Below are 24,790 nucleotides of genomic sequence, written 5' to 3' on the forward strand. Positions count from 1 at the left end.
CGCGCTCAGGACGCCGGCCCGTCCGAGTCGCGGTCGAAGCCCTCGGGCTCGTCGTCCGGGGTCTCGCTCCCGTCCGTCTCCGCCGTGTCGTCACCGGCCACCGCCGTGGCCCGCGGGAGCTCCGCAGTCAGCCGCGGCGAGGCCGCGGCGTCCGGGTCCGCCGCGTCCCTGCCCCCGTCGGACTCGGCCGGCTCCGGTGGCTCCGCCGTGTCCGGTTCGCCGGTCACCCTGGCCACGGGTTCAGCGTCTTCGGATTCCGTGTCGACCCGTTCGTCGCGGTCCTCGTCCGCGCCGGGTTCTGTCCCCTCGTCGGTCTCATCCCTCGTCTCCGTGGGTTCGCCCGACTCGCTGGCGTCGTCGGGTTCGCCCGTCTCGATCGGTTCCGTGTCGTCGTCGCTCTCGGGCGTGTCGACCGTCGCCGGTGCCGCGTCGGTGTCGCCAGTCTCGGTATCGGCGCTAACAGTCCCGTCGGCGCTCGTGTCCGCGGTCGCCTCGTCGGAGTCGGGTTCGGTTCGGTCCACGTTCGGCACGCCGTCGGACACCGCGGCCGTCCCGTCGGGAACGACGGCCTCGGCGTCGACCGCGGGGAGAGCCGCGCCGATCCGTCGGTAGGCGTCGGCCGCCGCGTCGTCGGGTGCGACGGCCGTGATCGGGCCGCCGGTCGAGTGGCGTGGCACGACACCCAGCAGGTCCCGGTCCAGTTCGCCGGCTGCCTCCCGGGCCCGGCGTCCCTCGCCGTGGGTCACGACCGCGCCCAGCAGGTCCGCGCCGACGTCGGCGGCGAGTCGCCCGGTCTTCTCCATGTCCGCGACGGCGTTCGGTTCCGGCGTCGTCACCAGCACGACGCCGTCGACTTCCTGGTACGTGATGACGGCCTCGTTCTGGAGCCCTGGGGCCGTATCGACCAGCACCACGTCGTAGGCGATGCCGAGCAGGTTGAACACCTTCCGGAGCCGTGCCGGGTCCGCGTCGGCGAACGACGCGAGATCGCCGTCGCCCGGGATTACCGCGAGCCCGCCCGGCCCGTCGACGACGACCTCTCGGACAGCCGCGGCCTCGGACAGTACGCTGTGGAGCCCTCGCTCCTGGTCGACGTGCAACTGCCGACCCACGTCGGGCATCGCCAGGTCCGCGTCGACGACGACCACCTCGTAGCCGGCCTGTCCCAGCACGACGCCGAGGTTGATCGCCGTCGTCGTCTTGCCGACGCCTCCCTTGCCGCCGGCGATCGCGTAGACACCGTCCCCCATCGTTCGTTGCACCACTCTCCTCGCTGATATAACCGGTGCCGTCACTAGCCGGCAGTTTAAATAATTCCGCCGTCGCTGGGCGTGAGACAACGGGCTTTTGCGACGGGACGGCGAAGCCGGGGCCATGGCAGCCGAGGACACCAGTGTCGACGCGGACGCGGTTTCGGACAAGATCGCGGCCGTTCGCGACGACCTGGCCGAGATGGACGGCGTGTTGATCGCCTTCTCCGGTGGCGTCGATTCGAGCGTCGTCGCCGCCCTCGCCCACGACGCGCTGGGCGACGACGCTGTCGCCTGCACCGCCAAGAGCGAGACGCTCCCCGCCGAGGAACTGGACGACGCTCGCCGGGTGACCGACGAGATCGGCATCCGCCACGAGATCGTCGAGTTCTCGGAACTCACCAGCGACGAGTTCGTCGCCAACGGCGAGGACCGCTGTTACCACTGCCGGTCGATGCGGCTCTCGGCGATGTACGACCACGCCCGCGAACTCGACATCGGCGTCGTCTGTGACGGCACCAACGCCTCCGACACCGGCGAGGGGCACCGCCCCGGCCTCCGTGCCGTCGAGGAACTCGACGCCTACTCCCCGCTGCTGGAACACGGCATCACCAAGCCCGAAGTCCGAGAGATCGCCCGACAGTACGATCTCTCGGTCGCCGACAAGCCCTCGATGGCCTGCCTCTCCTCCCGGATTCCCACGGGTCTGGAGGTCACCGAGGATCGACTCTCCCGCATCGAGAAGGCCGAACGCCTCCTGCGGACCTGGGGCTTCGAGCAGTTCCGGGTGCGCGACCACGACGACCTCGCCCGCATCGAGGTCGCCGAGGACGAACTCGACGTAGCCCTCGATCCGGACTTCGTGCGGGCTGCTCGCGACCACATCGGCGACCTCGGGTTCGACCACGTGACGCTCGACCTCCACGGGTACCGGACCGGCAGTGTCAGTCCCGACGACGAGGACGACGAACCGCTTGTCGAGGACGTGTTCAGTACGGAGTATCCGACTGGTGAGTGAGCGGCGGTGCGGCCGGTGGTCCGCCCCGCGCTCGCCGCTCACTCCACCAGCTCGACCTCCTGATACGCCGTCTCGTTCTCCCGCAGAATCTCGGTCTCGCCGGTTTCGTGATCGTGTTCGAGTTCGTTGACGGCGCAGTTGCCCTGTGAGAAGTTCGTCAGCGCCGTCGGCAGGTCCATCTCGCGCAGGTGTGCCAGCAGGACGTAGATCGGCCCGCCGTGGGTCACCACGAGTACTTCCCCGTCCGGGTCGGCCTCCTCCAGCAGGTCGTCCCACGCCGTGAGGACGCGTTCGCGGGCCTCCAGCAGGCTCTCGCCCCCTTCGGGGGTGTTTTCCAGGCCGACCATGCCGACGGAGGCCCGGTGTTCGGGAAACTCGCTGAACACCTGTTCGTAGGTCAGGCCCTGGAACGCGCCGAAGGACCGCTCGCGCCACCCCTCGGTGAACTCGGGTTCGGGGAACTCCCCCGCAGAACGGAGGTGGGCGGTGGTCTCGCGGGTGCGCCGGAGATCGGAGGCGAGGATGGCATCGAGGTCGTAGGTGTCGTCGAGGTGGCGGCCGACGGCGCGGCCCTGGCGGCGGCCCCGTTCGTTCAGCGGTGAGGCCGCCCAGCCCTGGATGCGGCCCTCGCGGTTCCATTCGGTCTCGCCGTGTCGGACGACCACGACCGTCGTCATCGGCTTGCGATTCGACGGGCACCGAAAAGAGTGTACAGGTTTGCTATCGACCGCGACGACCGCGCCGCCAGCGCCACAGCACCAGCCCGCCCTCGTAGACGAGGATCACGGCAGCCACCGCGATGGCCGTCTCGGTCGTCGTCAACACTGTGACGTCGATCCGCCGGAGTAGACCCGGATCGGGGCTGGCGAGGTAGCCGACGACGACCGCGCCGAGCCAGACCGGGACCCGGGCGCGGGCCAGCAGTGTTCGGACCCGGTAGTCGCCGGTGGCCCGTCGGACGAGGCGGTTGATCCCCTCGAAGACACCGATGATGGCGAGCCCGACGATGATCGGCGTGGCCGAGGTCAAGCCGAGGTAGGCGAGCCCGTCGACCACGGCCGGCGGGAGCTGGCCGAAGTAACCCGTCGGCATCGGGGCCGGGCTGACGACGTAGGCGACGGCAGCGGTGAGCGTGTACAGCAACGGCCGCAGGGAGGCCACCTGCTCGACCGTGGAGGTCCGCGAGTCCGTCCCGGTCCACCGGAGCAGGGTCAGCGTCCCCTCGAACAGCGTGACCATCGTCACCGCCACCAGGATGGGGGCCATTCCGGTCGGGTCGGGGCTGAAGAAGAAGGCGATGGTGAGGAAGCCACCCCAGAAGTAGAGCCGCCGCGCTTCGAGCCAGCGGCGGGTCACCAGTCCCATCATGATCGCCAGCATCACGAACAGCGGGATCTGGAAGATGAACGCGAAGAGGCCGAGCATCATCACCATCAGGTTGAACGTCTCGCTCAGGCCGAAGGCGATGACGGCGGCGCTTTCGGAGTAGTAGAGGAAGTAGGTGAAGATGGCTGGCAAGACGAGGAAGAACGCGAAGGCGACGCCGACGCCGGCGAGAATCAGGCTGGTCGGGACCGCCGCGAGGTAGTACTTCCGCTCGCGGGGGTAGAGCCCCGGGCGCATGAACAGGTACGTCTCGTAGACGAAGATCGGAAGCGCGATGATGAACCCGGCCAGCGTCGAGACCTTCAGTCGAGCGATCATCAGTGCCAGCGGGTGGTACACCCGCGGACAGGACGAGGCTGTCGCGCCGGCCGGCGGCGGGCACTGCGAGGCCACGCCCGGCAGGAACGAGAACCACAGGAACGTGATCAGGCGGTCGGCGAACGGAAAGGCGACGCCAGCGACGACGGCCATGGCCAGGACGACGACGCCCAACCGGCGGACCATCTCCTCGATGTGCTCCGTCAGGGGCATCTCCTCGTCGTCGGGCGCGCCCGGCGTGCCGGTTCCCGTGCCCGTCCCCGGCGGATCGCCGCCGGGTGGGTTCGGATCCGGTTCCGGGCGGTCGGGGCCCTCGATGTCCATCTCCGAGTAGAGCCCCGGTTCGCCGTCGCTCATGTGGGGCCGAATAGCTGGTGGGGTGTTGTAAACTTTCTTTTCCCGGCCCCGGCGCGGCCACGCGCATCGAAAAGGTTGATAACGGGCTGTCGGCAATCACCGCACGATAATGTCCGGGGCGATCGACGATGACACCCGCCGAGCCGTCAATAGCGGCCGGCAGACCATCGGGGCGATGCTGTCGTCCGCACAGTCGCACCTCCAGAAGGTGTTCATCGTCGCCGTCCTCGGCCTCATGGGGACGATCTACGCCCTCCGGGAGTTCGGCTGGGCGATCCTGAAACGGGACCTGTTCTCCCGGCTGGCCGCCAAACATCCAGAAGCCTTCGAATCGACGGAGATCGTCGCCCGCACGCCCTTCGACGTCATCCTGTTGCAGGTGAAGATCGGCCTCGCCGTCGGTATCCTGCTCGCGCTCCCCCTCTTTCTCTGGTACTCGCGGGACGGCCTCCGCGAGCGTGGCCTCTGGCCCGGCGAGCGCGTCGCCCGCTGGAAGATCGCGCTGATCGTCCTGATGTCCGTCGGCCTCTTGACCGTCGGCGTCTCCTACGGCTACTTCGTCTTCTTCCCCGTCATGTTCGACTTCCTGGCGGCCAACGCCTACAACGTCGGGTTCCAGCCCACCTACTCTATCGTCAAGTGGGCCGAGTTCGTCTTCCTGTTGACCATCTCATTCGGGCTGGCGGCCCAGTTGCCCCTGGCGATGAGCGCGCTGGCCTACTCGGGGATCGTCCCCTACGAGACCTTCCGTGACAAGTGGCGCCACGCCGTCGTCGCCATCTTCATCTTCGGTGCGCTGTTCTCGCCACCCGAACCGTTCACCCAGATCATGTGGGCGATCCCGCTGATCATCCTCTATGCCTTCTCCCTCCAGTTGACCAAGATCGTCGTCATCGCCAAACGGAGCGGCAGTGAGATCGACGTGCCCGGTGTCGCCCGCGCCAACTGGAACGTCCTGTCGGGCGTGGCCTTCGTCGCCGGCGTCGCCGTCTACGGCTTTTTCACCCGCGGTGGCGTCGCCGCGGCCAACCGAGCCAGCGCCTCGCTGCCGTTCGACTCGTCGTTCCGCGTGGCCCGGGCCTCGCAGCTCCTCGGCCTGCCCGACGAGATCGCGGCCGCGCTGCTCGGCGTCGTCGTCGCCCTGCTCGCCGTGGGGGCCGCCCTGCTCGTCTTCGTCTCGCGGGCCCTCGGCGCGGCCGACCGGGCCCGTTCCAGCCCGGCACCGGCCAGTGCCGGCGCACCCTCCGAGATCAGCCTCGACGCCCTCGACGCGGGCGGCGTGCGGGCGGCGCCCCCGGAGGCCTTCGCCGACCTCTCGGAGGACGACGCCGTCGCCAAGGCCCGCGCCGCCATGGAGGAGGACGACCACGAGAAAGCACAGGCCATCCTCGACCGGTACGACGAGGTGCGAGAGCAGCTCGAAGCCCGCGAGCAGGCGGCCGAGGGCGAGACCGACGCGAGTGACGAGGACGAGGACGACGCCGGCACGGCCACCCAGACCGCCGCGGGCATGATGAACGCCTTCACCGAAGACGAGACGACCGAGGAGGACATCGGCGGCTACTACTACGACATCGCATTCATCCTGGAGTCGTTGACCTCCAAGGCCTTCCGGCTGGTCGGGTTGTTCATGGTCGTGCTGGCGGGCTCGTTCATCTGGCTCTACCAGGGCGGGATCCGGCGGATCAAGGACACGTTCTTCCGCCAGGTGCCCGAGAGCGTCGGCGGGAGCATCGACATCGTGACGCTCCACCCAGTCGAAGCGCTCATCTTCCAGATCAAGTTCTCGACGCTTTTGGCCATCATCGTGACGTTGCCGCTCCTGTTGTACTACGCCTGGCCGTCGCTGAAAGAGCGGGGCTGGGTCCGTGGGGACTCCTGCGTCATGCTCGTCTGGGGCGGGTCGCTGATCGTCGGCCTCGTCGTCGGGAGCATCGTCGGCTTCCTCTTCGTCGCGCCGGCCGTCATCTCCTGGCTGGCCGCCGACGCCATCGGCGCCAACATGGTGATCGCCTACCGGATCAACAACTTCGGCTGGCTGGTCATCTACACGACCGTCGGGATCGGCCTGCTCATGGAGGTGCCCGTCTCGATGGCGCTGTTCCACGTCGGCGGGATCGCCTCCTACCACACCCAGCGCAAGTACTGGCGGGAGATCGTCGTCGCGATCTTCGGCCTGTCCGCGTTCGTCTCGCCACGCGGCGTGTTCACCATGCTGTTGCTGGCAATTCCCGCCGCGCTGGCGTATCTCGCCGGCCTGGGCCTGCTGTGGCTGATCACGCTCGGCGGCCGTCGGGGTCGCCCACAGCCCCAGGAACCCACCGTCGAGTGAGCCGCAAGTAGTTGTGGGACGTCGGGCACCCAGTCCGAAACCACCACGTCAATTGACACTTTTGCCGGGGTGAACAATCACCGCGTATGGGAACTGACGGCCCGGCCGACAGTGACGACCGAGAGGACCGCGACGAGATCGACGACCGCGACGACCGGATCGTTCACGGGCGGATCGAACCCGAACCCGCCGACGCCGATTACCGGCTCCTGCGGCTGATCGCCGACGTCGAAGGGCTCGACGTGACCGACCTGCCACCGATCTACGACCGGATCGATCACCTCGTGACCAAGATGTACGAGGATCCACCCTCCTCGGAGGCACAGGCCCAGCTCGCCTTCTCCTACGCCGGCTACCGCATCAGGATCGATCAGGACGGCAACGTCTCGCTGATGAAGATCGCCGACGGCCTCCCGTCGGAGTGACCCCGAGTCGAGTGACCGACGAAAACCGTTAAGCCGCGCTTGCGATATTATCCCAGCATGCCCAAAATAAGCGTCGAGGTGCCCGAGGAGCTGTTGCAGGATCTGGACGATCACGTCGGGGAAGACGGGAAGTTCGTCAACCGGAGCGAGGCGATCCGGGCGTCGATCCGCAAGACGCTGGACCTACTGGACGAGATCGACCAGCGGCAGGGCCGACTCGACGATGAGTGAGCGGACGCCCTCGCTCGCGGTCCCGCAGGTCGCCCTGCTCGCGCTGTTCGTCACGGCGCTGGTGACGGCGCAGGTGACCGCCGCGAAGATCCTGGCGTTCTCGATTCCCCTCTCGTTGCCGGTGACGGGATCGACGCTCACCCTGCCAGGTGCCGCGCTGGCCTACGCGCTCACCTTCTTCGCCTCGGACTGTTACGCCGAGTTGTACGGGAAACGAGCCGCGCAGGTGATGGTGAACGTCGCTTTCGCGATGAACTTCGTCCTGCTGGCGCTGGTCTGGAGTACCATCTTCGCGCCGGCCGCGCCGACCAGCATCGACCCAACCCAGTTCCGGCAGGTCCTGGGCGCGAGCACGAACATCGTGATCGCGAGTCTGTCGGCCTACGTCGTGAGTCAGAACTGGGACGTGCTCGTCTTCCACCGGCTCCGGGAGGCCACCGACGGTGAGCGCCTGTGGCTCCGCAACATCGCGTCGACGGCTTCGAGCCAGTTGCTCGACACGGTGATCTTCGTCACGCTGGGCTTTCTCGTCGTCCCCGAACTGCTCGGCGTCGGCGTCGCGCCCCCCATCCCGGTGATCGCCAGTCTGATCGTCGGGCAGTACCTCCTGAAACTCCTGATCGCGCTGGTCGACACGCCGTTCGTCTACGCCGTCGTCGGGTTCGTCCGGTCGCGTGAACCGGCAACCGCCGCTCCCACCGCGACCGACGGCGAGCCCCGGTGATCACTCGACGGGCTGTGCGAACCCGTATTTCGGCTTGATCTCGTCGATCCGCACCTCGACTTCCTCGCCCGTCTCGGCTCCCGACACGAACAGCGTGTAGCCCTCCAGCTTGGCGATACCGTCGCCCTCGTGGCCCGTGTCGACGATCTCGACGGTTACCGTGTCGCCCTCCGCGACGGGCGCGGTGAGTCGGCCCTTCGCGACGAGGAACAGTTCCGAGGACGACTCGCGGGAGGCGTCGGGCCGGACCTCGCGGACGTACTCGAACTCGGGCTCGATGTCTCCTTTCAGGTCGGACAGATCCTGCCCGTCGAAGACCTTGGCCACGAAGTCCCCGCCCGGGGCCAGCAGATCGAGCGCGACCTCTAGCGCCTGCCGGACGAGGTGGACCGAGCGGGCGTGATCGAGGTCGTATTCGCCGGTCATGTTCGGAGCCATGTCCGAGCAGACCACGTCGGCAGCGCGAGACGGAGTCTCGCCGGCCTCCGGCTGTGAGCCGGAGACCTCCCCCACGATCTCGCGCACCTCGTCTTTGGTCGAGTCCTCGGTCATGTCGCCACGGACCGTCTCGACGCCGTCCAGCGCGTCGATCCGCTGGCGGTCGACGCCGACCACAGTCCCGGCCTCGCCGACTTCCTGCTGGGCGACCTGGAGCCAGCCGCCGGGGGCGGCCCCCAGGTCCACGACGGTCGCGCCCTCGTGGAGCAGGTTCGCCGTCCGATCCAACTGTTTGAGCTTGTAGGCCGACCGGGAGCGGTACCCCTCCTGTTTGGCCCGGTTGTAGTACTCGTCTTTCCGTGTCATCTGATTGTCCGCCGTAGCCCGCCGAGCCGTTTACCCGTGTCGTTCGTGTCCGCTCAGAACTTCGAGAAGTCGGTGTCCGGGTAGACCTTGTCGTCCGCGAGGTCGATCACGTCCAGCTCGGCCAGCCGCGCCAGTCGGTCCGCGGCCGCGTCCTCTGGTACACCGAGATCGACCGCCCGCGACAGCACTCGCTCGCGGCTCGGGACCGATTCGACGAGCCCGTCACCGTCGGTCACCGTCGGTCACCGTCTCCTCGGCGACGATGGCTTTCAGGATCGCGCCGTGGTGGCGACGCTCCCGGACGGCCTCGCGTTCGTCTCGCTGGACCGTCAGCGTCCCGTCCTCGTTGACGTGCTCGACGACGAACCCGGCGGGCAGGTGATCGTTGAGGGCGGCGACCAGCGTGGCCCGCTCCAGCCGCACCCGCAGGGTCTGGTGGGTCCCCTCGGCCGACGTGTGTGCCACCTCGACGTCGACCCCGGCCTCGTCGACCGCGTCGGCCACGCCGTCGGCCAGTCGCTCGCTCACCGTCCCGAGAACGCCGGCTCTCTGCCGGCGGTATTTTGCCTCCTCGGCCGCTAGCTCGGCGTACGACTCCATCAACTCGTGTGTGGTCTGTTCGTTCATGACACACAGTTCGGTCGCCGGACACGAAACTTCGGGGCTAGTCGCCCGACACCGCGCAGTGGCTGTCGTCGTTCAGTTCGCCGTGGCGACCCTGCCGGGGAACGGAAAGACGGGACTTTTTAAGAGATGGGGGCGTAGCCCGGGTCAAGATGTTCAACGCCATCGTGAGTGCAGACACGCTCCGGGCGACGCTCGACTCCGTGAGCGTCCTGGTGGACGAGTGCAAGATCCACCTCACGGACGAGGGCATCGAGATCCGGGCGGTCGACCCCGCGAACGTCGGGATGGTCGACCTGCGGCTCGACGCCGCAGCCTTCGAGTCCTACGAGACCGACGGCGGGATCATCGGTGTCAATCTCTCGCGGCTCGAAGAGTTCGCCGGTATGGCCGACGCGGGCCAGTTGATCCAGCTGGAACTCGACGAGGAGACCCGGAAGCTCCACGTCCAGATCGACGGGCTGGAGGGGACGCTGGCGCTGATCGACCCCGACTCGATCCGGCAGGAACCCGACCTGCCCGACCTGGACCTGCCCGCGACGGTCGTCCTCGAGGGCAAAGACATCGACCGCGCGGTCACCGCCGCGGACATGGTCTCCGACCACATCGCGCTGGGTGTCGAGACCGACGACGAAGTGTTCTACGTCGACGCCGAGGGCGACACCGACGACGTCCACTTCGAACTCGGCCGGGACGACCTCATCGACCTCGTGGCAGGCGACGCGCACTCGCTGTTCTCGCTCGACTACCTCAAGGACATGAACAAGGCCATCCCGAAAGACGCCGAGATCGAGATGGAACTCGGCGAGGAGTTCCCCGTCAAGATGCACTTCGACATCGCGGAGGGCGACGGGACGGTAACCTACATGCTCGCACCCCGGATACAGAGCGACTGATCCACGGTCCTCTATCACTGTTCTTTTGTCCTCCGTCTTCCTGCCTCTCATCCAGTACTGACCTGTCATGGACATACCAGACGACCGGCCGCCCGAGCCGGACCGCGACCCAGAGGAATCCGTTCGTGAAGCCGTCGAGCGTTCTCGGAGTGGCGCGCCGGCGGTCGGCCGCGTCGTCCGTGATCGCTTCTCGACCGACGAGGTGTTCCAGCGCATCATCGCGGCGGCCGACGAGGAGATCACCTCCGGGAGCCGCGAACTGTTCTTCAGCGGCCTGGCTGCGGGCTTTGCCATCACCATCACGTTCCTCCTCTATGCCTCGTTGACGGCCTCGACGGGCGGAGACACGGTGTTGAGCGTGATGCTCTATCCGCTCGGGTTCATCTACATCATCATCGGTGGCTACCAGCTGTACACCGAGAACACGTTGCCACCGGTGGCGCTGACCCTGGAACGGCTGGCGTCGATCCCCGCACTCCTTCGCAACTGGATCGTCGTGCTGACGGGCAACTTCGCCGGGGGCGCGCTGGGCGCGATCGCGCTGGTGTTCGGCGGCGTCCTCTCGCCCGAGGCGGCGACGGCCGCGACCGCTCTGGCCGAAAAAGGGGTCGCGACGGCGTGGTGGTCGCTGTTCTCCAAGGCCGCGTTCGCCGGTCTCATCGTCGCCGGCGTCGTCTGGGTCGAGTACGCCGCCCGTGACACGGTGTCGCGACTCGTGGTCATCTATCTGGCCTTCCTGTCGATTCCGCTGGGCGGACTGTATCACTCCGTGGTCTCGTTCACCGAGATGGTGTATCTGGTGTTGCTCGGCGAACTCGGCGTCCTGACCGGGATGATCGAGTTCGTCCTCCCGGTGCTTCTGGGTAACACTGTCGGCGGTGTCGTGCTGGTGACGCTCGTCAACTACTTCCAGACCACCGAGACGCGGCTGGAGTCGGCCCGGTTCGAGGGTGCGACACGGCAGCTCTCGATCCGGGAGTGGCTGTTCGGTGGGTTCGTCGGCCGCTCGTACGTCCCCCTGATCGACACGGCCGAACAGGCCGCCGAGAACGGCGATCATCACCGGATCATCGTTCCGATCGCCAATCCCCGGACCGAGACCCACCTCGTGGAGCTGGCCTGTATGCTCGCACGCGACCACGAGACTGCGACGGTCCACGCCGTCCACGTCGTCCAGAAGCCCGACCGTCCGGCACGGGGGTACGGCGGGTCGAACCGCCGGCGCATCATCGACGAGTCGGAGAACCTCCTCGAACCCCTCCAGGGGACCGCGGCGAGCTACGACGTGCGATTCGAGACCTCGACGGTCGTCTCACACCGTTCGTTCGAGGAGATCTTCGACATCGTCCGGCGCAAGAACGCGGACACCGTGGTGATGGGCTGGAGTGACGACCGCCTCTGGACGGCGGCCCGGTCGGACCGGTCGCTGAACGACCTCACCCGCCGGCTCCCCAGCGACTTCCTGATCCTCAAGGACCGCGGGCTCGACGTCTCGACGGTCCTCCTGCCGACCGACGGCGGGCCGAACTGCGAACTGTCCGCGTCGGTGGCGCGGACACTCCAGGACGTCTCCGGGGCGTCGGTGGAGTTGCTCCACGTCGTCGACGGCCCCGAAGAGCGCGAGGCCGGCGAGGCGTTCCTCGCCGACTGGGCCGTCGAGCAGGACATGGCCGAGGCGACGATGACCGTCGACGACTCCGGGGACGTGGAGACGGCCATCGAGAACGCGGCCGAGGACGCGTCGCTCGTGATCATGGGTGCGACCGAACGCGGCCTGCTCTCGCGACTCGTCGCGGACTCGCTGCACATGGACGTGGTCGACGACGTGGACGTGTCGGTCCTCCTGACCGAGCGGAAGGGTGGCGGGATCGCCGAACGGGTGCTCGGTCGCCGGTGATGCCGTCACACGCGTGTCTGACGCATCGTTTTGTAGGTGGAGCGACCATACGAACGTATGCCGAGCCTCTCGGAGGCCTACACCGACCGACGGGACCGCGGGAAGCGCGATCCACGCCGGATCGCGCTGGGCGCGGCCGTGTCGCTGTCGGGCGCGGTCGCACTCGTCGCCGCCCTGCTCGTGGTGACGACGCCGCTCGGAGACCTCCTCGGGGCCACCGACGCCATCGCCGCCAAACACATGGGCGGCGTTCTCGCGGGGCTGGGCGGCCCGGCCGTCCTGCTCGGGGTCGTCGCCGTCCTGCCCTCGAAGCGTCGCCAGCAGGTCGGCGTGGTCGCGGGTTCGCTCGTCGCCGTCGCCGGCGTCTATCTGTTCTCGCTCGCCTACCCCCAGCGCTGGTTCCACGCCGCCGATCCACTGGTGTTCGAGACGGCCGTCGTCTACTTCGTCGGGGCGTTCGTCGCCCTCTGGTACGTCTTCGTCGCCGTCGCGAACTTCCGGCGGCGCAACGACCCCCACGGCACCGTCACCCTCGAAATCGAGACGGGTGGCGAGACGCGCCGGATGGAAGTTACGCCCGCCGAACTGCAGGCGTACCGGTCGAAACTGGCGGACGGGGGTCCCGAGAACGTCGTGATCGGGACCTCGTCGGACCACCGGTCCGACGGTGGGGAGACGGACGACGATATCGTGACGGAAATCGAACACCGCCACGACCGGTGACGCGGCGACTCACTCTCCGGACCGTCGGGTTTATTCGGACCCGGCGGCAACCAAGGCGTCGATGAAGGCGCTCCACGCCCGCTATCCGTTTCTGTCGGCCGCCCGGGAGGCGGTCGAGACCGCCGGCGTCGATCTGTCCGAACTGGTCGCCAGCGACTCGGCGGCGGTCGAGCGCGGCCTGGAGCGCGTCGAGTGGGCCGTCACCGAGGGCACCGTCGGCGAGCCACACCGCCGCACCCGCGTCGAGTTGCTCTCCTATCCCGTCGCCAGGGTGCTGGTGTCGCTGGTCGACGAACACATCCTGTTGCGCCGCTACGCCCGCGCGGAGGCGGTGACGGCCTACGACCGCTTCTCCGAGGAACTGACCGCGACTGCGGAGTTCCAGAGTACCCGCACCGAACGGCTCGACCGCCAGGACCTGCTGGCCGAATTCGATCTGTCCGGCCACGTTCACGCGGTCGCGGGCGAGGACGGGGAGTATCGGGTGGACGTGGGAACCTACCTCGAACACACGGCCGGCCAGTGGGGTGACGAGTGGCGGCTGGTCAACCGCCCCCTGGCCGACGGGCAGGTCCCGGTCGACGAGGACGAACTCCTCTTGCTCGTCCGCCAGGCCGTCCGCCGCCGCGTCGAGGACGGACTCCCGCTCTCGGTGCCCGACGCCATCGCCACGGAACTGGACGACGAGACCGAGCGCGTCCGCGACGTCCTCGCCGATCTGGACCTGACGCGGGACATCGACACGGTGGTTCCGGACCTGTTCCCACCGTGTATGCGCCACCTGCTCGACAAGGTCCAGAAGGGCGAACACCTCGAACACCACTCCCGCTTCGCCATCGCCGCCTTCCTGACGAGCATCGGGATGAGCACCGACGAGATCGTCGAGCTGTTTCAGGTCAACCCCGGCTTCGGCGAGGAGGCGACGCGCTACCAGGTCGATCACATCCGCGGGGAGACGAGCCCCACCGAGTACTCCGCGCCGGCGTGTGCGACGATGCAGTCCTACGGCGACTGCGTGAACAAAGACGACATCTGCGAGGACGTGATCAACGAGTCACACCCGCTGAACTACTACGAACACCGGCTGGAGGAGGCCGACGAGGAGGAACTGGTCGACTGGCGTGACGGCGAGGAAGACGAGGAAGACGACGACGCGGGGTAACGGCCGTGCGTCACCGACTCGGGCGATCACTCCCGGAAGGAGAGCCAGTAGCCGACGAGGGTCATGACGACGACGAACAGCACGACCGCGCCGAGGACGGCGAGACCGCCGGTTCCGGAGAGGTTGCCGTTGGTCCCGAACGTCGTGCCGACGCCCATGACGGCCGCGATGAAGACGAGTACTGCCGCGAACGAGACGCCCGCTTCGACGACCGTCTCCCGCTCGATATCCATGTGCGCGGCTTTCACCGGCCCGTGCAAAAGGGCTTCGATGCCGCCGGACGCGGGCGATTTCCCCCGCTTCGAGAAGGGCAGAATGCGACGATACAGGCCGTCTCAGACCCGTTTTCCGGCCGGATCGGGCGTATCACTTAGGTAGTTCGGGCACCTACTTTCGGACGGACGCGCCGGAAACTAGCAGCGTCCTGATCGCCGATGTCACGAGCCTCCAAGACCGCGCTCGCGCCCGACCTTCGGGACTGCGACGAGCGCACCGTTCGCGCATGGACCGAACCGATGGCCGTCACGCCGCTCGGCGGCGGCTGTTATCGCGTCGACACCGACGCCGATACCTACACCGTCGACGTACCCGGCCACCGCTGTACCTGTCCGGATTACCACTTCCGACACGCACACTGCAAGCACCGCCGCCGGGTCGCCATCGAGATCACACAGGGGCGGGTCCCCGCACCCGGCCAGCGCCGCGCCGACTGTGCCCACTGTGGCCACGAGTCGTTCGTCCCCGAGACCGCCGACGTCCCGCTGTGTGCGGACTGCCGGCTCGACGACGGCGACGTGGCCGTCGACCGAGAGACGGCGGATACCCTCGTGGTCCGGCGGGTCCTGCCCGACCGCGCCGACGAGTACGTCATCGAGGCCACCGGCAGGTCCGTGGCCGCACACGACACGAACGAGGACTACCCGGCCGACGATCTGGTGGTCGAGGCCGTCTATCTCGGCGATCAGTTGCGCAACGACGATCCCCGCGTGTACGCGTTTCCCTACTCGCGACTCCGGCAGGTCGAGGACGCTGCAGTGGTCGACTAGAGCATCTCGACGGCGTCGTCGACCGAGATGTCGCCCCGATCCAGTGCCGACAGAACCTCACGGGTGGCCTCGTCGCCGTCTCCTTCGTCGTCCTCGGCGGCTGCGGCCGCCTCGGCGAGCGTGACCTTCTGGGTGTCGCCGACGAACTCCGCGAAGTCGGTGCCGTCGGCGAGTGCGGTCTCTTTCTTGACGCGGTAGTTGCCGCCGTCGGTCGTGTAGAGGTCGCCGGGGTGGAAAAAGTACCAGTCTTCCCGGTCGAAGCGGACGCCGACGCGCGGTTTCGCGCCGAAGTTCTGGGCGAAGTACAGCAGGGCTTCGATCTCGTGGCCGTCGAGATAGATGGGATCGCCCGCGGAGGATTTGGCCTCGATGGCGTAGAAGGCCTCGCCGTCGCCGGCGAGCACGTCCGGAAGTTCGCGCTCGGTGGCGCTCCCGCTGGCGGGCGCGCGCATCACCGCGAAGCCGGACTCGTCGAGAGCGTTGACGAGTTCGCGCTCGCGCCTGTCACCCTTCCGATTCGAGGACATACCCCCGGCTTGGCCGGGTGGGGGCAAAAGGGACACGGGAGCGGGGTGGAAGTGAACGGAAGCCACTTCAGGCGGCCGTTCGGAAAGGCGGCCGTGACAGGAGCGGATCGTCGGTGACGGGAACGCCGCTGGTCGTATACGCGCTGGCACTGTTGCCGGCCGTCCTCTGGGGTCTCGGGCCGATCTTCGACAAGCGCGGGATGGACGCCGGCGGGACGGCGACCCAGGCCGCCATCGTCGTCGTGGTCGTGGACTCGGTGCTGTACTGGCTGGCGCTTTCGATCACCGCCTGGCCCGATCCCTTCGCCGGGCTGACCGTCGACCTGGTCGCCGTCTTCGCGGTCGCCGGCCTCTTCGGCACCGCGATGGGGCGAATCCTCGTGTTCGCCGGGGTCCACCGGGTCGGGGCGAGCATCAACAGCGCCGGCATCAGCACGCGCCCGCTCTTCGCGAGCCTGCTCGCGCTCGGCTTCCTCGGTGAGCCGCTGGGCCCGCTCACGGGCGTCGGCATCGTCGTCCTCGTCGCGGGACTCGTGGTCCTGACATACTCCAAGGGTGGGGACGTGATGGGGTGGAAGCCCCGGGACCTGCTGTTCCCGGTCGGCGCGGCAGCCGTGTTCGCGGCTGGCAACGTCCTCCGACGCTTCGGGTTCGGGGACACCGCCGCGACCCCTTTGCAGGCCGTCGCGATCAACGAGACCGCAGCGCTCGTAGCGCTGGCCGCCTACGCGCTCGTCACGTGGGGCACCGACCCCCTCGATACGCCCCGTGCGTCCTACACGTACTTCACCGGGAGCGGGCTCATCACGGCCGTTGCCCTGCTCTCGTTTTTCACGGCGCTCTCGATGGAGGCCGGTCGGATCGCCATCGTCGACTCGCTCGCGGCGACGGCACCCCTGTTCACGACCGTCTTCGCCGCCGTCCTCCTCCGGGACGTGGAACGGGTGACCCGCGGGGTCGTCCTCGGCGCGGCCATGGTCGTCGTCGGGGCCATCTGCATCACGCTGTAGGCCCGTCTCGCAAGCGAGCGACAACGAACCTGCACGTTGTCCGGCGGCTCTTGCCGCTCCGACCCGAACCCCCCGACGAGGCCGACGAGCGCCACATGATCGACGACGTCGCGGCAACGGGCGACACGACCGAGCACGGCGACTACCCGATCGGGTTCGCACAGCAAGAAGCCGATGGGTCTCTACCGGTTCGTCGACGGCGACCTGGCGTGGCACGATCCCGCCGAGGGCGACAACTGCCACCTCGAAGTCCTCGTCGCCGAGGGCGAAACCGGCCGCTTCCCCCCGAGGTCGACGTGCGCGCGACGCTGACCGACGAGGCGGGCGACAGCGTCGGGCCCCTGGAGATCCAGTTCGTCTGTCACCCGGGCCTGCTCCACTACGGACGCAACCTCCAACTGCCCGGCGACGGCACCTACACCGTCAGATCGAGACCGACCGTTCCTGAGCGACCGTCGATCCGTACTTACCGGAATTTTTACTGAAATCGGCTTCACCAATCGCTTATCACACTACGTGGCGTGTGTTTCGATACACTCGATACATGACCGAGAACACACACGTCGTCGCGATCTGTGGAAGTCAGGCCGACGACAGCGTGACGCGAATCGCCGCCGGACGGACCCTCGACGCCGCAAGCAGTGCGGGCGCGACCACGGACCTGCTCGACCTCCGGCAGTGGGAGCTGCCGACGTTCGACCCCGACCGGCCCGACGCCGGCGAGGCCGCGGAGTTGCGCCGCCGGGTCCGCGAGGCCGATGCCGCCCTGCTGGCGACGCCGATGTACCACGGCTCCTACGCCTCGCCGCTGAAGACGGCGCTGGATTACTGCGGGTTCGACGAGTTCGCGGACACGACGGTCGGTCTGCTGGCCGTCGCGGGTGGTGGGTTCCCCCTGCCCGCGCTCGAACACCTCCGGACGGTCTGCCGGGCACTGGAGGCGTGGACGCTCCCCGCGCAGGTCGCGGTCCCGGACTCACACTCGGCGGTGACCGACGACGGGGCGTTCGCCGACGAGGCCGTCGCCGAACGCGTCGCGGGACTGGGACGTGAACTCGTCGCGTACGCCAACGTCGCCGCCTACCCGGACTGTCCGTCGACGCCCGCGCCGGCCGCGGGGGACTAGACGTCGAGGGAACTGATCGTGGCGTCCGCGTCGACGCCGACGCGCAAGGGGTCGTCGTCCGGGCCGGCGGTGACCGTGACTTCGAGTGGGTTCGACCCGGCGAGCACGACGCGGTCGGTGTCGACGACGAACGGCAGGGTCCAGAGCCGTTCGTCACGCACGTCCACACCACGGTCGTACAGCGCGCCGACGACGGCGGGGTGAGAGAGCACGACGACGCCGCTGGGGACGTAGCTGTAGAAACTGCAGTGCCGACAGTCGGTGGCCACGATGGCGGGCTGGTCGCTCGCGAAGTGTTTGTCGTACCGATCCAGTGCCTGGAGCGTCGTGGCGTCGGCCACCAACTCCGCGTCGGTGGGGCCGGCACAGACCGGGCAGACGCCGTCGGTCGACGAGCGCCAGTACCGACGCGTCCGGCGGTCGAACGCCCGGACGACGCCGGCGTCGTCGCGGCCCTCGAACCCGCCCGGGTCGAACGGGTACCCGAGGATCGTCTCGCCGCAGTCCAGACACTCGATTCGAGCGATGAACTCGTCGTAGGTGAACGCGAGCGACCCCGCACAGTCGGAACAGGTGCCTGGTACGTCGATCTCGGTCCCGGCGAGGTCCCGGTGGAACACGCCGCTCTGGATCGCGTCGACCACCCGGTGGCCCGGGTAGAGCAGTTCGTAGCGGTCCTCGACGTGGGCGACGAATCGGCCGGTCAACTGCGAGAGGTGGTAGTTGAACTGCCCGGCGTCGCGCACGCCTACCGCGGTCCGCAGGTCCGAGAACGAGAGCGAGTGTCCCTCCGCCGCCCAGAGCGCTCGGAGAATCTCCAGGCGGAGTTCGTGGGCTACCACCGAGAGGGCGTCGGCGGCGGCCCCGTCCTCCCCGTCGTCACGTGCGGGCATCGATTCGGGGTTTCCGTGTCGCGGGCCTTAGTCCCACTCCTCGATCACGACGGCCTCGGAGCTACAGAGGATGCAGGAGCCGCCGTGGCGGATCGCCACGACCTGCCCGCCACAGTCGAGACAGTGGAGCAAACGGCGGTGATCTTTCGACATCTCGGCGCGAATCTCGTCGGTCTGCGGTGGAATCAGCGGCATAGTCGGTGCCGTCACCTGTGGTAGGGACTACACGGATATGAATTGTCTGCCGACGCGGCGTCCCAAACGACTCACGCGCCGACACTGCGGGGACCGTTATGTGGCCGGCCGGTCTCTTCGGCCGTAGATGGGGTCGGACTCGGGGTCGCCGGCGGAGAGCAGTCCAGACGCGCTCGAACGCTTCGAGCGGGAGCTCCCGGAGTCCCACGCCGTGCTGTGGACGGTCATCATCGTCGCGGCGGCGTTCGACGTGGTGACGACGCTGGCGGGCCTCTCGGTCGGGTTCGAGGAGGGCAACCAGGTCGCCCGTGCCTTCCTGGCGACCTACGGCGAGGCCGGCATCGGCCTGCTGAAGTTCGCCGCGCTGGTCGTCCTCGTGGTCACCTGGCACTACCTCCCGGACCGACCGGCGGAACTGGTCCTCACCGGCTTCGCCGTCATCTCCGTGCTCACCGTCGCGCTCAACGCCCTGACCCTACTCTCACTCTGAGTCCCGGACGGCGTGAAAGCGCAGTCGCCGGTAGTCAGCCGTCCACGTCTCGCCGTCGAATAGGTCCGGCCGGAGGCGGTCTTCGACGGCCGCGACGACGGCTGCCCGCTCGTCGTCGGGCACGTCCGAAAAGAGGCTGTCGCCGAACATCCCGAGCCAGTTGGCGAGGCCCTCGGCACCGCCGTCCAGTTCCGTCGGCCGGTCGAACAGCCGCGCGTGGCGGACCTCGAACCCGTGGGTCTCCAGCCGCGGGGCGTACTCGCCGACGCTCGGGAAGTACCACGGGTGGATCGCGTCGTAGCCGCGGGCGTCGAGTTCGTCGAGCGTCGCGGTGACGATCCGGTCGACGTTGCCCGAACCGCCCATCTCGACGACGAAGCGGCCGCCGGGGCGGAGCGCGTCGGCCACGCCCGCCAGCACGCGGTTCTGGTCCACGTCGGAGATCCAGTGGAGCGCGGCGTTGGAGAAGACGGCGTCGAACGGTTCGCGCGCGCTGAACGACCGGGCGTCGGCCCGCTGGAAGGAGGGGTCGGAATAGGTCTCCCGGGCCTCCCGGACCATCTCGGCGGCCCGGTCGATGCCGACGACCTCGCCCTGTGGCCCCACTGCCGACCCGATCTCGGCGGTCAGGTGACCCGTCCCGCAGCCGAGATCGAGGACGCGCTCCCCCGGGTTCGGGTCGAGCAGGTCGACCACCCCCTCGCCGTACTCGTGGACGAAGCCGTGGTCGTCGTCGTAGTCGTCCGGGTTCCAGCGGTTCCGGGCACCGTCGTCCATACCTGCCGGTTCGCAGGGCGACCCGAAAAATCGACCGGCCGTCTATGTCCCGTGTTGCCACGAGCCCATGTACTCCGCCTGGGCCTCGCTCAGGTCGTCGAAAGCCACGCCCTCCGCGTCGAGTTTGATCTCCGCGACCTCCCGGTCCAGAGCGTCGGGCACGTCGTGGACGCCGGCGTCGTACGCCTCGCCGGACTCGACGAGTTCGCGGACACAGACCGCCTGCACGCCGAAGCTCTGGTCCATGACCTCGACGGGGTGGCCAAGCGCCACGGGCGTCGCGAGGTTGACGAGACGCCCCTCGGCCAGCACGTTGAGTTCGCGGCCGTCGGGCATGACGTAGGCCTCGATGCCCTCCCGGGGTTCGGTGACCTCCGCGGCCATCTCCTCCAGTGCGACGAGGTCGATCTCCACGTCGAAGTGGCCGGCGTTGGCGAGCAAGACGCCGTCCTGCATGACCTCGAAGTCTTCGGCGGTGATCACGTCGCGGTTGCCCGTCGTCGTGACGAACACGTCGCCCTCCTTCGCGGCCTCGTGCATGGGCATGACCTCGTAGCCCTCCATGTGTGCTTCGAGGGCGCGCCGGGCGTCGACCTCGGTGACGATGACGCGAGCGTTCTGCCCGGCGGCCTTCTTGGCGACGCCGCGGCCGCAGTCCCCGTAGCCGCCGACGACGACGGTCTTGCCGGCATAAGAGAGGTTCGTCGTCATGGCGATGCTGGCGAGTGCGGACTCGCCGGTGCCGTGGACGTTGTCGAACAGGCGTTTCATCGGCGTGTCGTTGACGGCGAAGACCGGGTACTCGAGCGCGCCGTCGTCGTCCATCGCACGCAGGCGGTGGACGCCGGTCGTGGTCTCCTCACAGCCACCGACGATAGTGTCGATGAGTTCGGGGTAGTCCTCGTGGATGGCGGCGATGAGGTCCATCCCGTCGTCCACGGTGATCGTCGGTTCGTGTTCGATCACGGCCTCCATCGCGGCGTAGTAGGCGTCGTCGTCGACGCCGCGCTCGGCGTAGGAGGTGACGTTCCCGTGGGCGTCCAGCGCCGCGGACACGTCGTCGTGGGTCGAAAGGGGGTTACAGCCCGTGATGGCGACCTCGGCACCGCCTTCGGCCAGCAGTTCAGCGAGGACGGCCGTCTTGGCCTCGACGTGCATCGCCATCCCGATCACCTCGTCCGCGAAGGGCTGACCCTCGGTGAAGTCCTCCCGCAGCGAGGCCAGGATCGGCATGTGTTCGCGCGCCCAGTCCATCTTCCGGCGGCCCTCTTCCCGTGCACTCTCCGGGTCGTCGAGCCGCTCGCTGATCGGCGCAGTCATTGCTCCACAGTTAGCCAGCACACTCAAAACGCTGCCGAACCGGGCCGGTGAAGGCGTGGCTCACGGATCGTGACCGACCAAAACGATTACCGAATGCGAAGCCAACACTCGGATATGCGAAACTTCGGTCGCGACCGGGGGCAGTCGGAGGTGATCGGCAGCCTGCTGCTCGTCGCGGTCGGCGTCGTCCTGGTCGGCGTCGTCGCGGTCCTCGGGTTCTCGCTGGCCGGGGACACGACCCGTGACCCGACGACGGCGTCGCTCTCCTCCTCCGTCTCCGCGGCGAATCTCACGCTCGTCCACACCGCCGGAAACGCCCTGCCGGCGGCCGAGACGGTCGTGGTCCTGCGCCACGGCGACGACGCGCGTCGCGTCAGGCTGTCGTCGCTCACCACCGTCGCCGGCGGCGACGACGACCGGATCACCGCCGGTGACCGGTATCGCCTCTCCCACGACGTGATCCAGGGCGAACTCGCGGTTGCGGTCGTCCACGAAGCGAGCGGCGCGGTCCTGCACACCCGGCAGTTCTGGATCGCCGACGGGATCGTCGGCGAACTGATCACCGCAGACGCCGGCTCGCTCGGTGACTTCGGCGGGAACTACAACGACCCGTCGGCGACGACGACGGTCTCGGACGACGGACGGCGGATCGAGGTGACCGGCAACAAGTGGCAACTGGTGGAGAAGAACTACACCGTCACCGAGGACACGGTGTTGACCTTCGAGTTCAGGAGTACGACGGAGGGCGCGATCCACGGTATCGGGTTCGAGAACGCCGGTACGGGGCAGGAGAGCGGCCGGGTCGTCCGGCTCTCGGGCGTCCAGAACTGGGGTGTCAACGTCAGCGACTACGGCGGGTCGTACTACAGGACCGGTGACGGCTGGACCCGCTACGAGGTCCCCATCGGCGAGGTGTACGGGGATACGAACAACCTCGGCGACGCCGACTCGCTGATCGTCGTCAACGACTGCGACGGGAACGAGGGGATCAGTTGCGGGTCACACGATTCGGCGTACCGGAACGTCGCCGTCTCCGAGTCGGACTGACTCGCCTCGGCAACCTGCGTGTGGAATCTGCGCGTCAGAAGAGTGTCGGCCTACCGACCGGGGCCACCGGCGTTCGCGGGCGGACCGCCGCCACCGTTCCCGCCGCCGTTACCACCGCCGCCGTTCCCGCCGGCGTTCGCGGGCGGACCGCCGCCGCCACCGCCGTTGCCGTCGTTCTCGGTGTCGGCCTCGTCGTCACCGCTCGGGCCGCGGTCCTCGGGTGGGCCCTGTCGCCTGTCCTCGCTCGGGCCGCGGTCCTCGGGCGGGCCGCGTCGCTCGCTCATGTTCTTGTCACCGCCGGGACCGGCGTGGTCCGGCGGGCCCGCGTGGTCGGGCGCGTTCCCGGGGTTGTTCTCCGTGACGAACGCCGCGACCAGCAGGCCGAGCGGCGTGTCGCTCGCGTTCGTGCTGTTCGTGCTGTTCGTGCTGTTCAGCCGGTTCTTGGCGTCCTCGACGAACGCGGACACGAGCTGACCGAACGGGACCTGGGTCTCGTTGCCGTCCGTTTCGTTCGTGGCCGTCTCGTTGCCGTCCGTTTCGTCGAGATCGGTCTCGTTGCCGTCCGTTTCGTCGAGATCGGTCTCGTTGCCGTCCGTTTCGTTCGTGGCCGTCTCGTTGGTAGTGGTGTCGTCCTGTGCGAGCGCGGCCCCGCTCGCCACGGCGGTCGGTGAGCCGGCGGCCACGGCCGGACCCAGCGCCGCACCGGCGAGCAGTACAACGGACACGAGTGCGAACAGTGTTTGTCTCGATTGCATCTCACCCGTATCCAGGCGAGAGACCCGCATAAACCCGGATTCCCGTTCAGTTACTTCACTGCGATCTAAAACGCCAGCAGTTGCCGGCAGAACGTTCACGAACCGTACTGGTCGTTTAATTCACGCGTCGAGTCACGATTCCGCGCGGTCGATCAGGGCTGCGGCGCGCTCGCGAGCGTCCGCGAGCACCGCGTCTTCGTCCAGCGTCTGCACCTCCCGGTCCCGCATGAGGACCTGACCGTCACAGACCGTGTGGCGCACGTCGGATCCGCTGGCGGCGTAGGCGAGGTGGCTCACGAGGTCGTGATCCGGCGTGAGATGGGGCTGGTCCAGGTCCAGCACCGCCAGGTCGGCGTTCGCGCCCGCTTCGATCCGGCCGGAGGCCATCCCGAGCGCGTCCGCGCCGCCCTGCGTGGCCATCTCGACGACGGCATCGGCGTCGACGGCGCTGGCGTCGTCGGCCGCCAGTTTGCCGAGCATGGCGGCGTCGCGCATCTCGTCGAACAGCGAGAGGTCGTTGTTCGAGGCCGCCCCGTCGGTGCCGAGGCCGACGGTCACGCCCCGGTCGCGCATGGCCTGGACCGGAGCCATCCCGCTGGCGAGTTTCATGTTCGAGGCCGGACAGTGGATCACGGCGGTGTCGCGCTCGGCCAGCAACTCGTGTTCGGTCCGATCGGTGTGGACGCCGTGGGCCAGGAAAGACGTGTCGGCCAGCATGCCGACGTCGTCGGCGTATTCGAGGGGGCGCTCGCCGTGGTCGTCGACCAGCGGGTCGACCTCGCTAACAGTCTCGTTGGCGTGGAAGTGGATCGGGATCCCCGCGTCGCGGGCCTCGGGGACGTACTCCCGGAGGTACTCCTCGCCGACGGTGGTGAGGCTGTGGGGCATGAACGCCGTCGAGATGCGGCCGTCGGCCGCGCCGTCGTAGCCCTCGGCGAAGTCGAGGCCGTCCCGCATCTCCCGGTGGGCGGCGTCGTCGTCGTTGCCGACGGTGATCGAGCCGTAGCCGAGCAGTGCGCGCATCCCCGACTCCTCGACGGCGGCGACGACCTCGGGCATGAAGAAGTACATGTCCGCGAAGGCGGTGGTACCCGAGCGGATCATCTCCAGGACGCCGAGTCGCGTGCCCGCTCGCACGTCCTCGGCGGTGAGTTCGGCCTCGACGGGCCAGATGTCCTCCTGGAGCCACGCGTCCAGCGGTTTGTCGTCGGCGTAGCCCCGCAACAGCGTCATCGCGACGTGAGTGTGGGCGTTGACCAGCCCCGGGATCACGAACCCGCCGTCGGCGTCGAGGGTGTCGTCGGCGCTGGTACTTCCCTCGCCTTCGGGTTCGACCGACAGAATCTCGCCGCTGGCCTGGTCGACGAGGACGTCCGCCCGCTCGACCGTGTGGTCGGGGCGGAGGACGCGACCGTCCGCGATTTGCAGCGTCGTCATGCTCGGGCGTCCGCGGCCGG

At 68.3% G+C, this 24,790-nt stretch carries 30 protein-coding genes; 16 read left to right on the forward strand and 14 right to left on the reverse strand.

Annotated elements, in window-relative coordinates; translation table 11 throughout:
* Positions 1-5 precede the first annotated feature (5 nt).
* Positions 6-1,250, reverse strand: a complete 1,245-nt coding sequence (locus EAF64_RS19115) for a P-loop NTPase (RefSeq protein WP_193767767.1) — start codon at positions 1,248-1,250, stop codon at positions 6-8.
* Positions 1,251-1,374: 124 nt separating this feature from the next.
* Between EAF64_RS19115 and larE the strand changes: the two genes are divergently transcribed.
* On the forward strand, positions 1,375-2,268 hold the full coding sequence (larE, locus tag EAF64_RS19120) for an ATP-dependent sacrificial sulfur transferase LarE (RefSeq protein ID WP_129070588.1): 894 nt from the start codon (positions 1,375-1,377) through the stop codon (positions 2,266-2,268).
* A 38-nt stretch (positions 2,269-2,306) separates the two neighbouring features.
* Here the strand turns inward: larE and EAF64_RS19125 are convergent, their stop codons facing one another.
* Positions 2,307-2,945, reverse strand: a complete 639-nt coding sequence (locus EAF64_RS19125) for a histidine phosphatase family protein (protein WP_129070589.1) — start codon at positions 2,943-2,945, stop codon at positions 2,307-2,309.
* A 43-nt stretch (positions 2,946-2,988) separates the two neighbouring features.
* Positions 2,989-4,329, reverse strand: a complete 1,341-nt coding sequence (gene tatC / locus EAF64_RS19130; protein ID WP_193767768.1) for a twin-arginine translocase subunit TatC — start codon at positions 4,327-4,329, stop codon at positions 2,989-2,991.
* Between the two features lie 109 nt (positions 4,330-4,438).
* Here tatC and EAF64_RS19135 point away from each other — a divergent pair, with 109 nt between their 5' ends.
* The 4 genes from EAF64_RS19135 (at position 4,439) to EAF64_RS19150 (ending at position 8,041) form a co-directional block, all read left to right on the forward strand.
* Entirely contained in the window at positions 4,439-6,661 is a 2,223-nt protein-coding gene (locus EAF64_RS19135) for a twin-arginine translocase subunit TatC (RefSeq protein ID WP_129070590.1), read from the forward strand.
* A gap of 86 nt (positions 6,662-6,747) precedes the next feature.
* A complete protein-coding gene (locus EAF64_RS19140; RefSeq protein ID WP_129070591.1) occupies positions 6,748-7,086 on the forward strand; it encodes a HalOD1 output domain-containing protein in 339 nt (112 codons plus the stop codon).
* A 57-nt stretch (positions 7,087-7,143) separates the two neighbouring features.
* Entirely contained in the window at positions 7,144-7,317 is a 174-nt protein-coding gene (locus EAF64_RS19145; RefSeq protein ID WP_092658676.1) for a ribbon-helix-helix domain-containing protein, read from the forward strand.
* Positions 7,310-8,041, forward strand: coding sequence for a queuosine precursor transporter (locus EAF64_RS19150; RefSeq protein ID WP_129070592.1), 732 nt, complete (start codon positions 7,310-7,312; stop codon positions 8,039-8,041). The genes EAF64_RS19145 and EAF64_RS19150 overlap by 8 nt, the downstream gene beginning before the upstream one ends.
* Here EAF64_RS19150 and EAF64_RS19155 read toward each other — a convergent pair whose 3' ends face one another.
* The 3 genes from EAF64_RS19155 to EAF64_RS19160 are packed head-to-tail and all read right to left on the reverse strand — an operon-like array spanning position 8,042 to position 9,472.
* Positions 8,042-8,845 carry an RlmE family RNA methyltransferase gene (locus tag EAF64_RS19155; RefSeq protein ID WP_129070593.1) on the reverse strand — a complete coding sequence of 268 codons (804 nt, stop codon included), beginning with the start codon at positions 8,843-8,845 and terminating at the stop codon, positions 8,042-8,044.
* Positions 8,846-8,898: 53 nt separating this feature from the next.
* Positions 8,899-9,081, reverse strand: coding sequence for a hypothetical protein (locus tag EAF64_RS21500; protein ID WP_227739065.1), 183 nt, complete (start codon positions 9,079-9,081; stop codon positions 8,899-8,901).
* Complete coding sequence (locus EAF64_RS19160) at positions 9,068-9,472, reverse strand: hypothetical protein (protein WP_227739066.1); 405 nt, start codon at positions 9,470-9,472, stop codon at positions 9,068-9,070. Before EAF64_RS19160 ends, EAF64_RS21500 begins: the two co-directional genes overlap by 14 nt.
* Before the next feature lie 149 nt (positions 9,473-9,621).
* Here EAF64_RS19160 and EAF64_RS19165 point away from each other — a divergent pair, with 149 nt between their 5' ends.
* The 4 genes from EAF64_RS19165 to priL all read left to right on the forward strand — a co-directional run bounded on the left by EAF64_RS19165 (position 9,622) and on the right by priL (position 14,147).
* A complete protein-coding gene (locus EAF64_RS19165) occupies positions 9,622-10,365 on the forward strand; it encodes a DNA polymerase sliding clamp (protein WP_129070594.1) in 744 nt (247 codons plus the stop codon).
* A gap of 67 nt (positions 10,366-10,432) precedes the next feature.
* Positions 10,433-12,262 carry a formate/nitrite transporter family protein gene (locus EAF64_RS19170; protein ID WP_129070595.1) on the forward strand — a complete coding sequence of 610 codons (1,830 nt, stop codon included), beginning with the start codon at positions 10,433-10,435 and terminating at the stop codon, positions 12,260-12,262.
* A gap of 57 nt (positions 12,263-12,319) precedes the next feature.
* Positions 12,320-12,985: a DUF7139 domain-containing protein gene (locus EAF64_RS19175; protein ID WP_129070596.1), complete on the forward strand. Its 666-nt coding sequence runs from the start codon at positions 12,320-12,322 to the stop codon at positions 12,983-12,985.
* Between the two features lie 61 nt (positions 12,986-13,046).
* Positions 13,047-14,147, forward strand: a complete 1,101-nt coding sequence (priL, locus tag EAF64_RS19180; RefSeq protein ID WP_129070597.1) for a DNA primase regulatory subunit PriL — start codon at positions 13,047-13,049, stop codon at positions 14,145-14,147.
* Between the two features lie 26 nt (positions 14,148-14,173).
* Here priL and EAF64_RS19185 read toward each other — a convergent pair whose 3' ends face one another.
* On the reverse strand, positions 14,174-14,380 hold the full coding sequence (locus EAF64_RS19185) for a DUF7472 family protein (protein WP_193767769.1): 207 nt from the start codon (positions 14,378-14,380) through the stop codon (positions 14,174-14,176).
* A gap of 201 nt (positions 14,381-14,581) precedes the next feature.
* Here EAF64_RS19185 and EAF64_RS19190 point away from each other — a divergent pair, with 201 nt between their 5' ends.
* A complete protein-coding gene (locus EAF64_RS19190; protein WP_227739067.1) occupies positions 14,582-15,193 on the forward strand; it encodes an SWIM zinc finger family protein in 612 nt (203 codons plus the stop codon).
* Here EAF64_RS19190 and hjc read toward each other — a convergent pair.
* A complete protein-coding gene (hjc, locus tag EAF64_RS19195; RefSeq protein ID WP_129070598.1) occupies positions 15,190-15,720 on the reverse strand; it encodes a Holliday junction resolvase Hjc in 531 nt (176 codons plus the stop codon). The two genes, EAF64_RS19190 and hjc, sit on opposite strands and share 4 nt — an antisense overlap.
* A 113-nt stretch (positions 15,721-15,833) precedes the next feature.
* Between hjc and EAF64_RS19200 the strand changes: the two genes are divergently transcribed.
* The 4 genes from EAF64_RS19200 (at position 15,834) to EAF64_RS19210 (ending at position 17,856) form a co-directional block, all read left to right on the forward strand.
* Positions 15,834-16,730 carry a DMT family transporter gene (locus tag EAF64_RS19200; protein ID WP_129070599.1) on the forward strand — a complete coding sequence of 299 codons (897 nt, stop codon included), beginning with the start codon at positions 15,834-15,836 and terminating at the stop codon, positions 16,728-16,730.
* Between the two features lie 174 nt (positions 16,731-16,904).
* Positions 16,905-17,042: a hypothetical protein gene (locus EAF64_RS21220; RefSeq protein WP_193767770.1), complete on the forward strand. Its 138-nt coding sequence runs from the start codon at positions 16,905-16,907 to the stop codon at positions 17,040-17,042.
* A complete protein-coding gene (locus EAF64_RS19205) occupies positions 17,027-17,215 on the forward strand; it encodes a hypothetical protein (RefSeq protein ID WP_129070600.1) in 189 nt (62 codons plus the stop codon). The genes EAF64_RS21220 and EAF64_RS19205 overlap by 16 nt, the downstream gene beginning before the upstream one ends.
* 59 nt (positions 17,216-17,274) lie before the next feature.
* Positions 17,275-17,856, forward strand: coding sequence for an NADPH-dependent FMN reductase (locus tag EAF64_RS19210; RefSeq protein ID WP_129070601.1), 582 nt, complete (start codon positions 17,275-17,277; stop codon positions 17,854-17,856).
* Here the strand turns inward: EAF64_RS19210 and EAF64_RS19215 are convergent.
* Complete coding sequence (locus tag EAF64_RS19215) at positions 17,853-18,749, reverse strand: winged helix-turn-helix domain-containing protein (RefSeq protein ID WP_129070602.1); 897 nt, start codon at positions 18,747-18,749, stop codon at positions 17,853-17,855. The two genes, EAF64_RS19210 and EAF64_RS19215, sit on opposite strands and share 4 nt — an antisense overlap.
* A gap of 27 nt (positions 18,750-18,776) precedes the next feature.
* Positions 18,777-18,944, reverse strand: a complete 168-nt coding sequence (locus tag EAF64_RS21225) for a hypothetical protein (protein WP_193767771.1) — start codon at positions 18,942-18,944, stop codon at positions 18,777-18,779.
* Positions 18,945-19,071: 127 nt separating this feature from the next.
* Here EAF64_RS21225 and EAF64_RS19220 point away from each other — a divergent pair, with 127 nt between their 5' ends.
* Entirely contained in the window at positions 19,072-19,434 is a 363-nt protein-coding gene (locus EAF64_RS19220) for a DUF5658 family protein (protein WP_129070603.1), read from the forward strand.
* On the opposite strand, the gene EAF64_RS19225 is transcribed toward EAF64_RS19220, so the two are convergent.
* Both EAF64_RS19225 and EAF64_RS19230 read right to left on the reverse strand, forming a co-directional pair.
* A complete protein-coding gene (locus tag EAF64_RS19225; protein ID WP_129070604.1) occupies positions 19,426-20,211 on the reverse strand; it encodes a class I SAM-dependent methyltransferase in 786 nt (261 codons plus the stop codon). The genes EAF64_RS19220 and EAF64_RS19225 overlap by 9 nt on opposite strands.
* A gap of 42 nt (positions 20,212-20,253) precedes the next feature.
* Entirely contained in the window at positions 20,254-21,531 is a 1,278-nt protein-coding gene (locus tag EAF64_RS19230) for an adenosylhomocysteinase (protein WP_129070605.1), read from the reverse strand.
* A 114-nt stretch (positions 21,532-21,645) separates the two neighbouring features.
* Here EAF64_RS19230 and EAF64_RS19235 point away from each other — a divergent pair, with 114 nt between their 5' ends.
* Positions 21,646-22,578: a type IV pilin gene (locus EAF64_RS19235; RefSeq protein ID WP_193767772.1), complete on the forward strand. Its 933-nt coding sequence runs from the start codon at positions 21,646-21,648 to the stop codon at positions 22,576-22,578.
* Between the two features lie 50 nt (positions 22,579-22,628).
* On the opposite strand, the gene EAF64_RS19240 is transcribed toward EAF64_RS19235, so the two are convergent.
* On the reverse strand, positions 22,629-23,333 hold the full coding sequence (locus EAF64_RS19240; protein ID WP_129070607.1) for a hypothetical protein: 705 nt from the start codon (positions 23,331-23,333) through the stop codon (positions 22,629-22,631).
* Between the two features lie 132 nt (positions 23,334-23,465).
* Positions 23,466-24,770, reverse strand: coding sequence for an amidohydrolase (locus EAF64_RS19245; protein WP_129070608.1), 1,305 nt, complete (start codon positions 24,768-24,770; stop codon positions 23,466-23,468).
* Between the last annotated feature and the right edge of the window lie 20 nt (positions 24,771-24,790).

It is taken from the genome of Halorientalis pallida (assembly GCF_004118325.1).
In the GTDB taxonomy this organism is placed as follows: Archaea; Halobacteriota; Halobacteria; order Halobacteriales; family Haloarculaceae; genus Halorientalis; species Halorientalis pallida.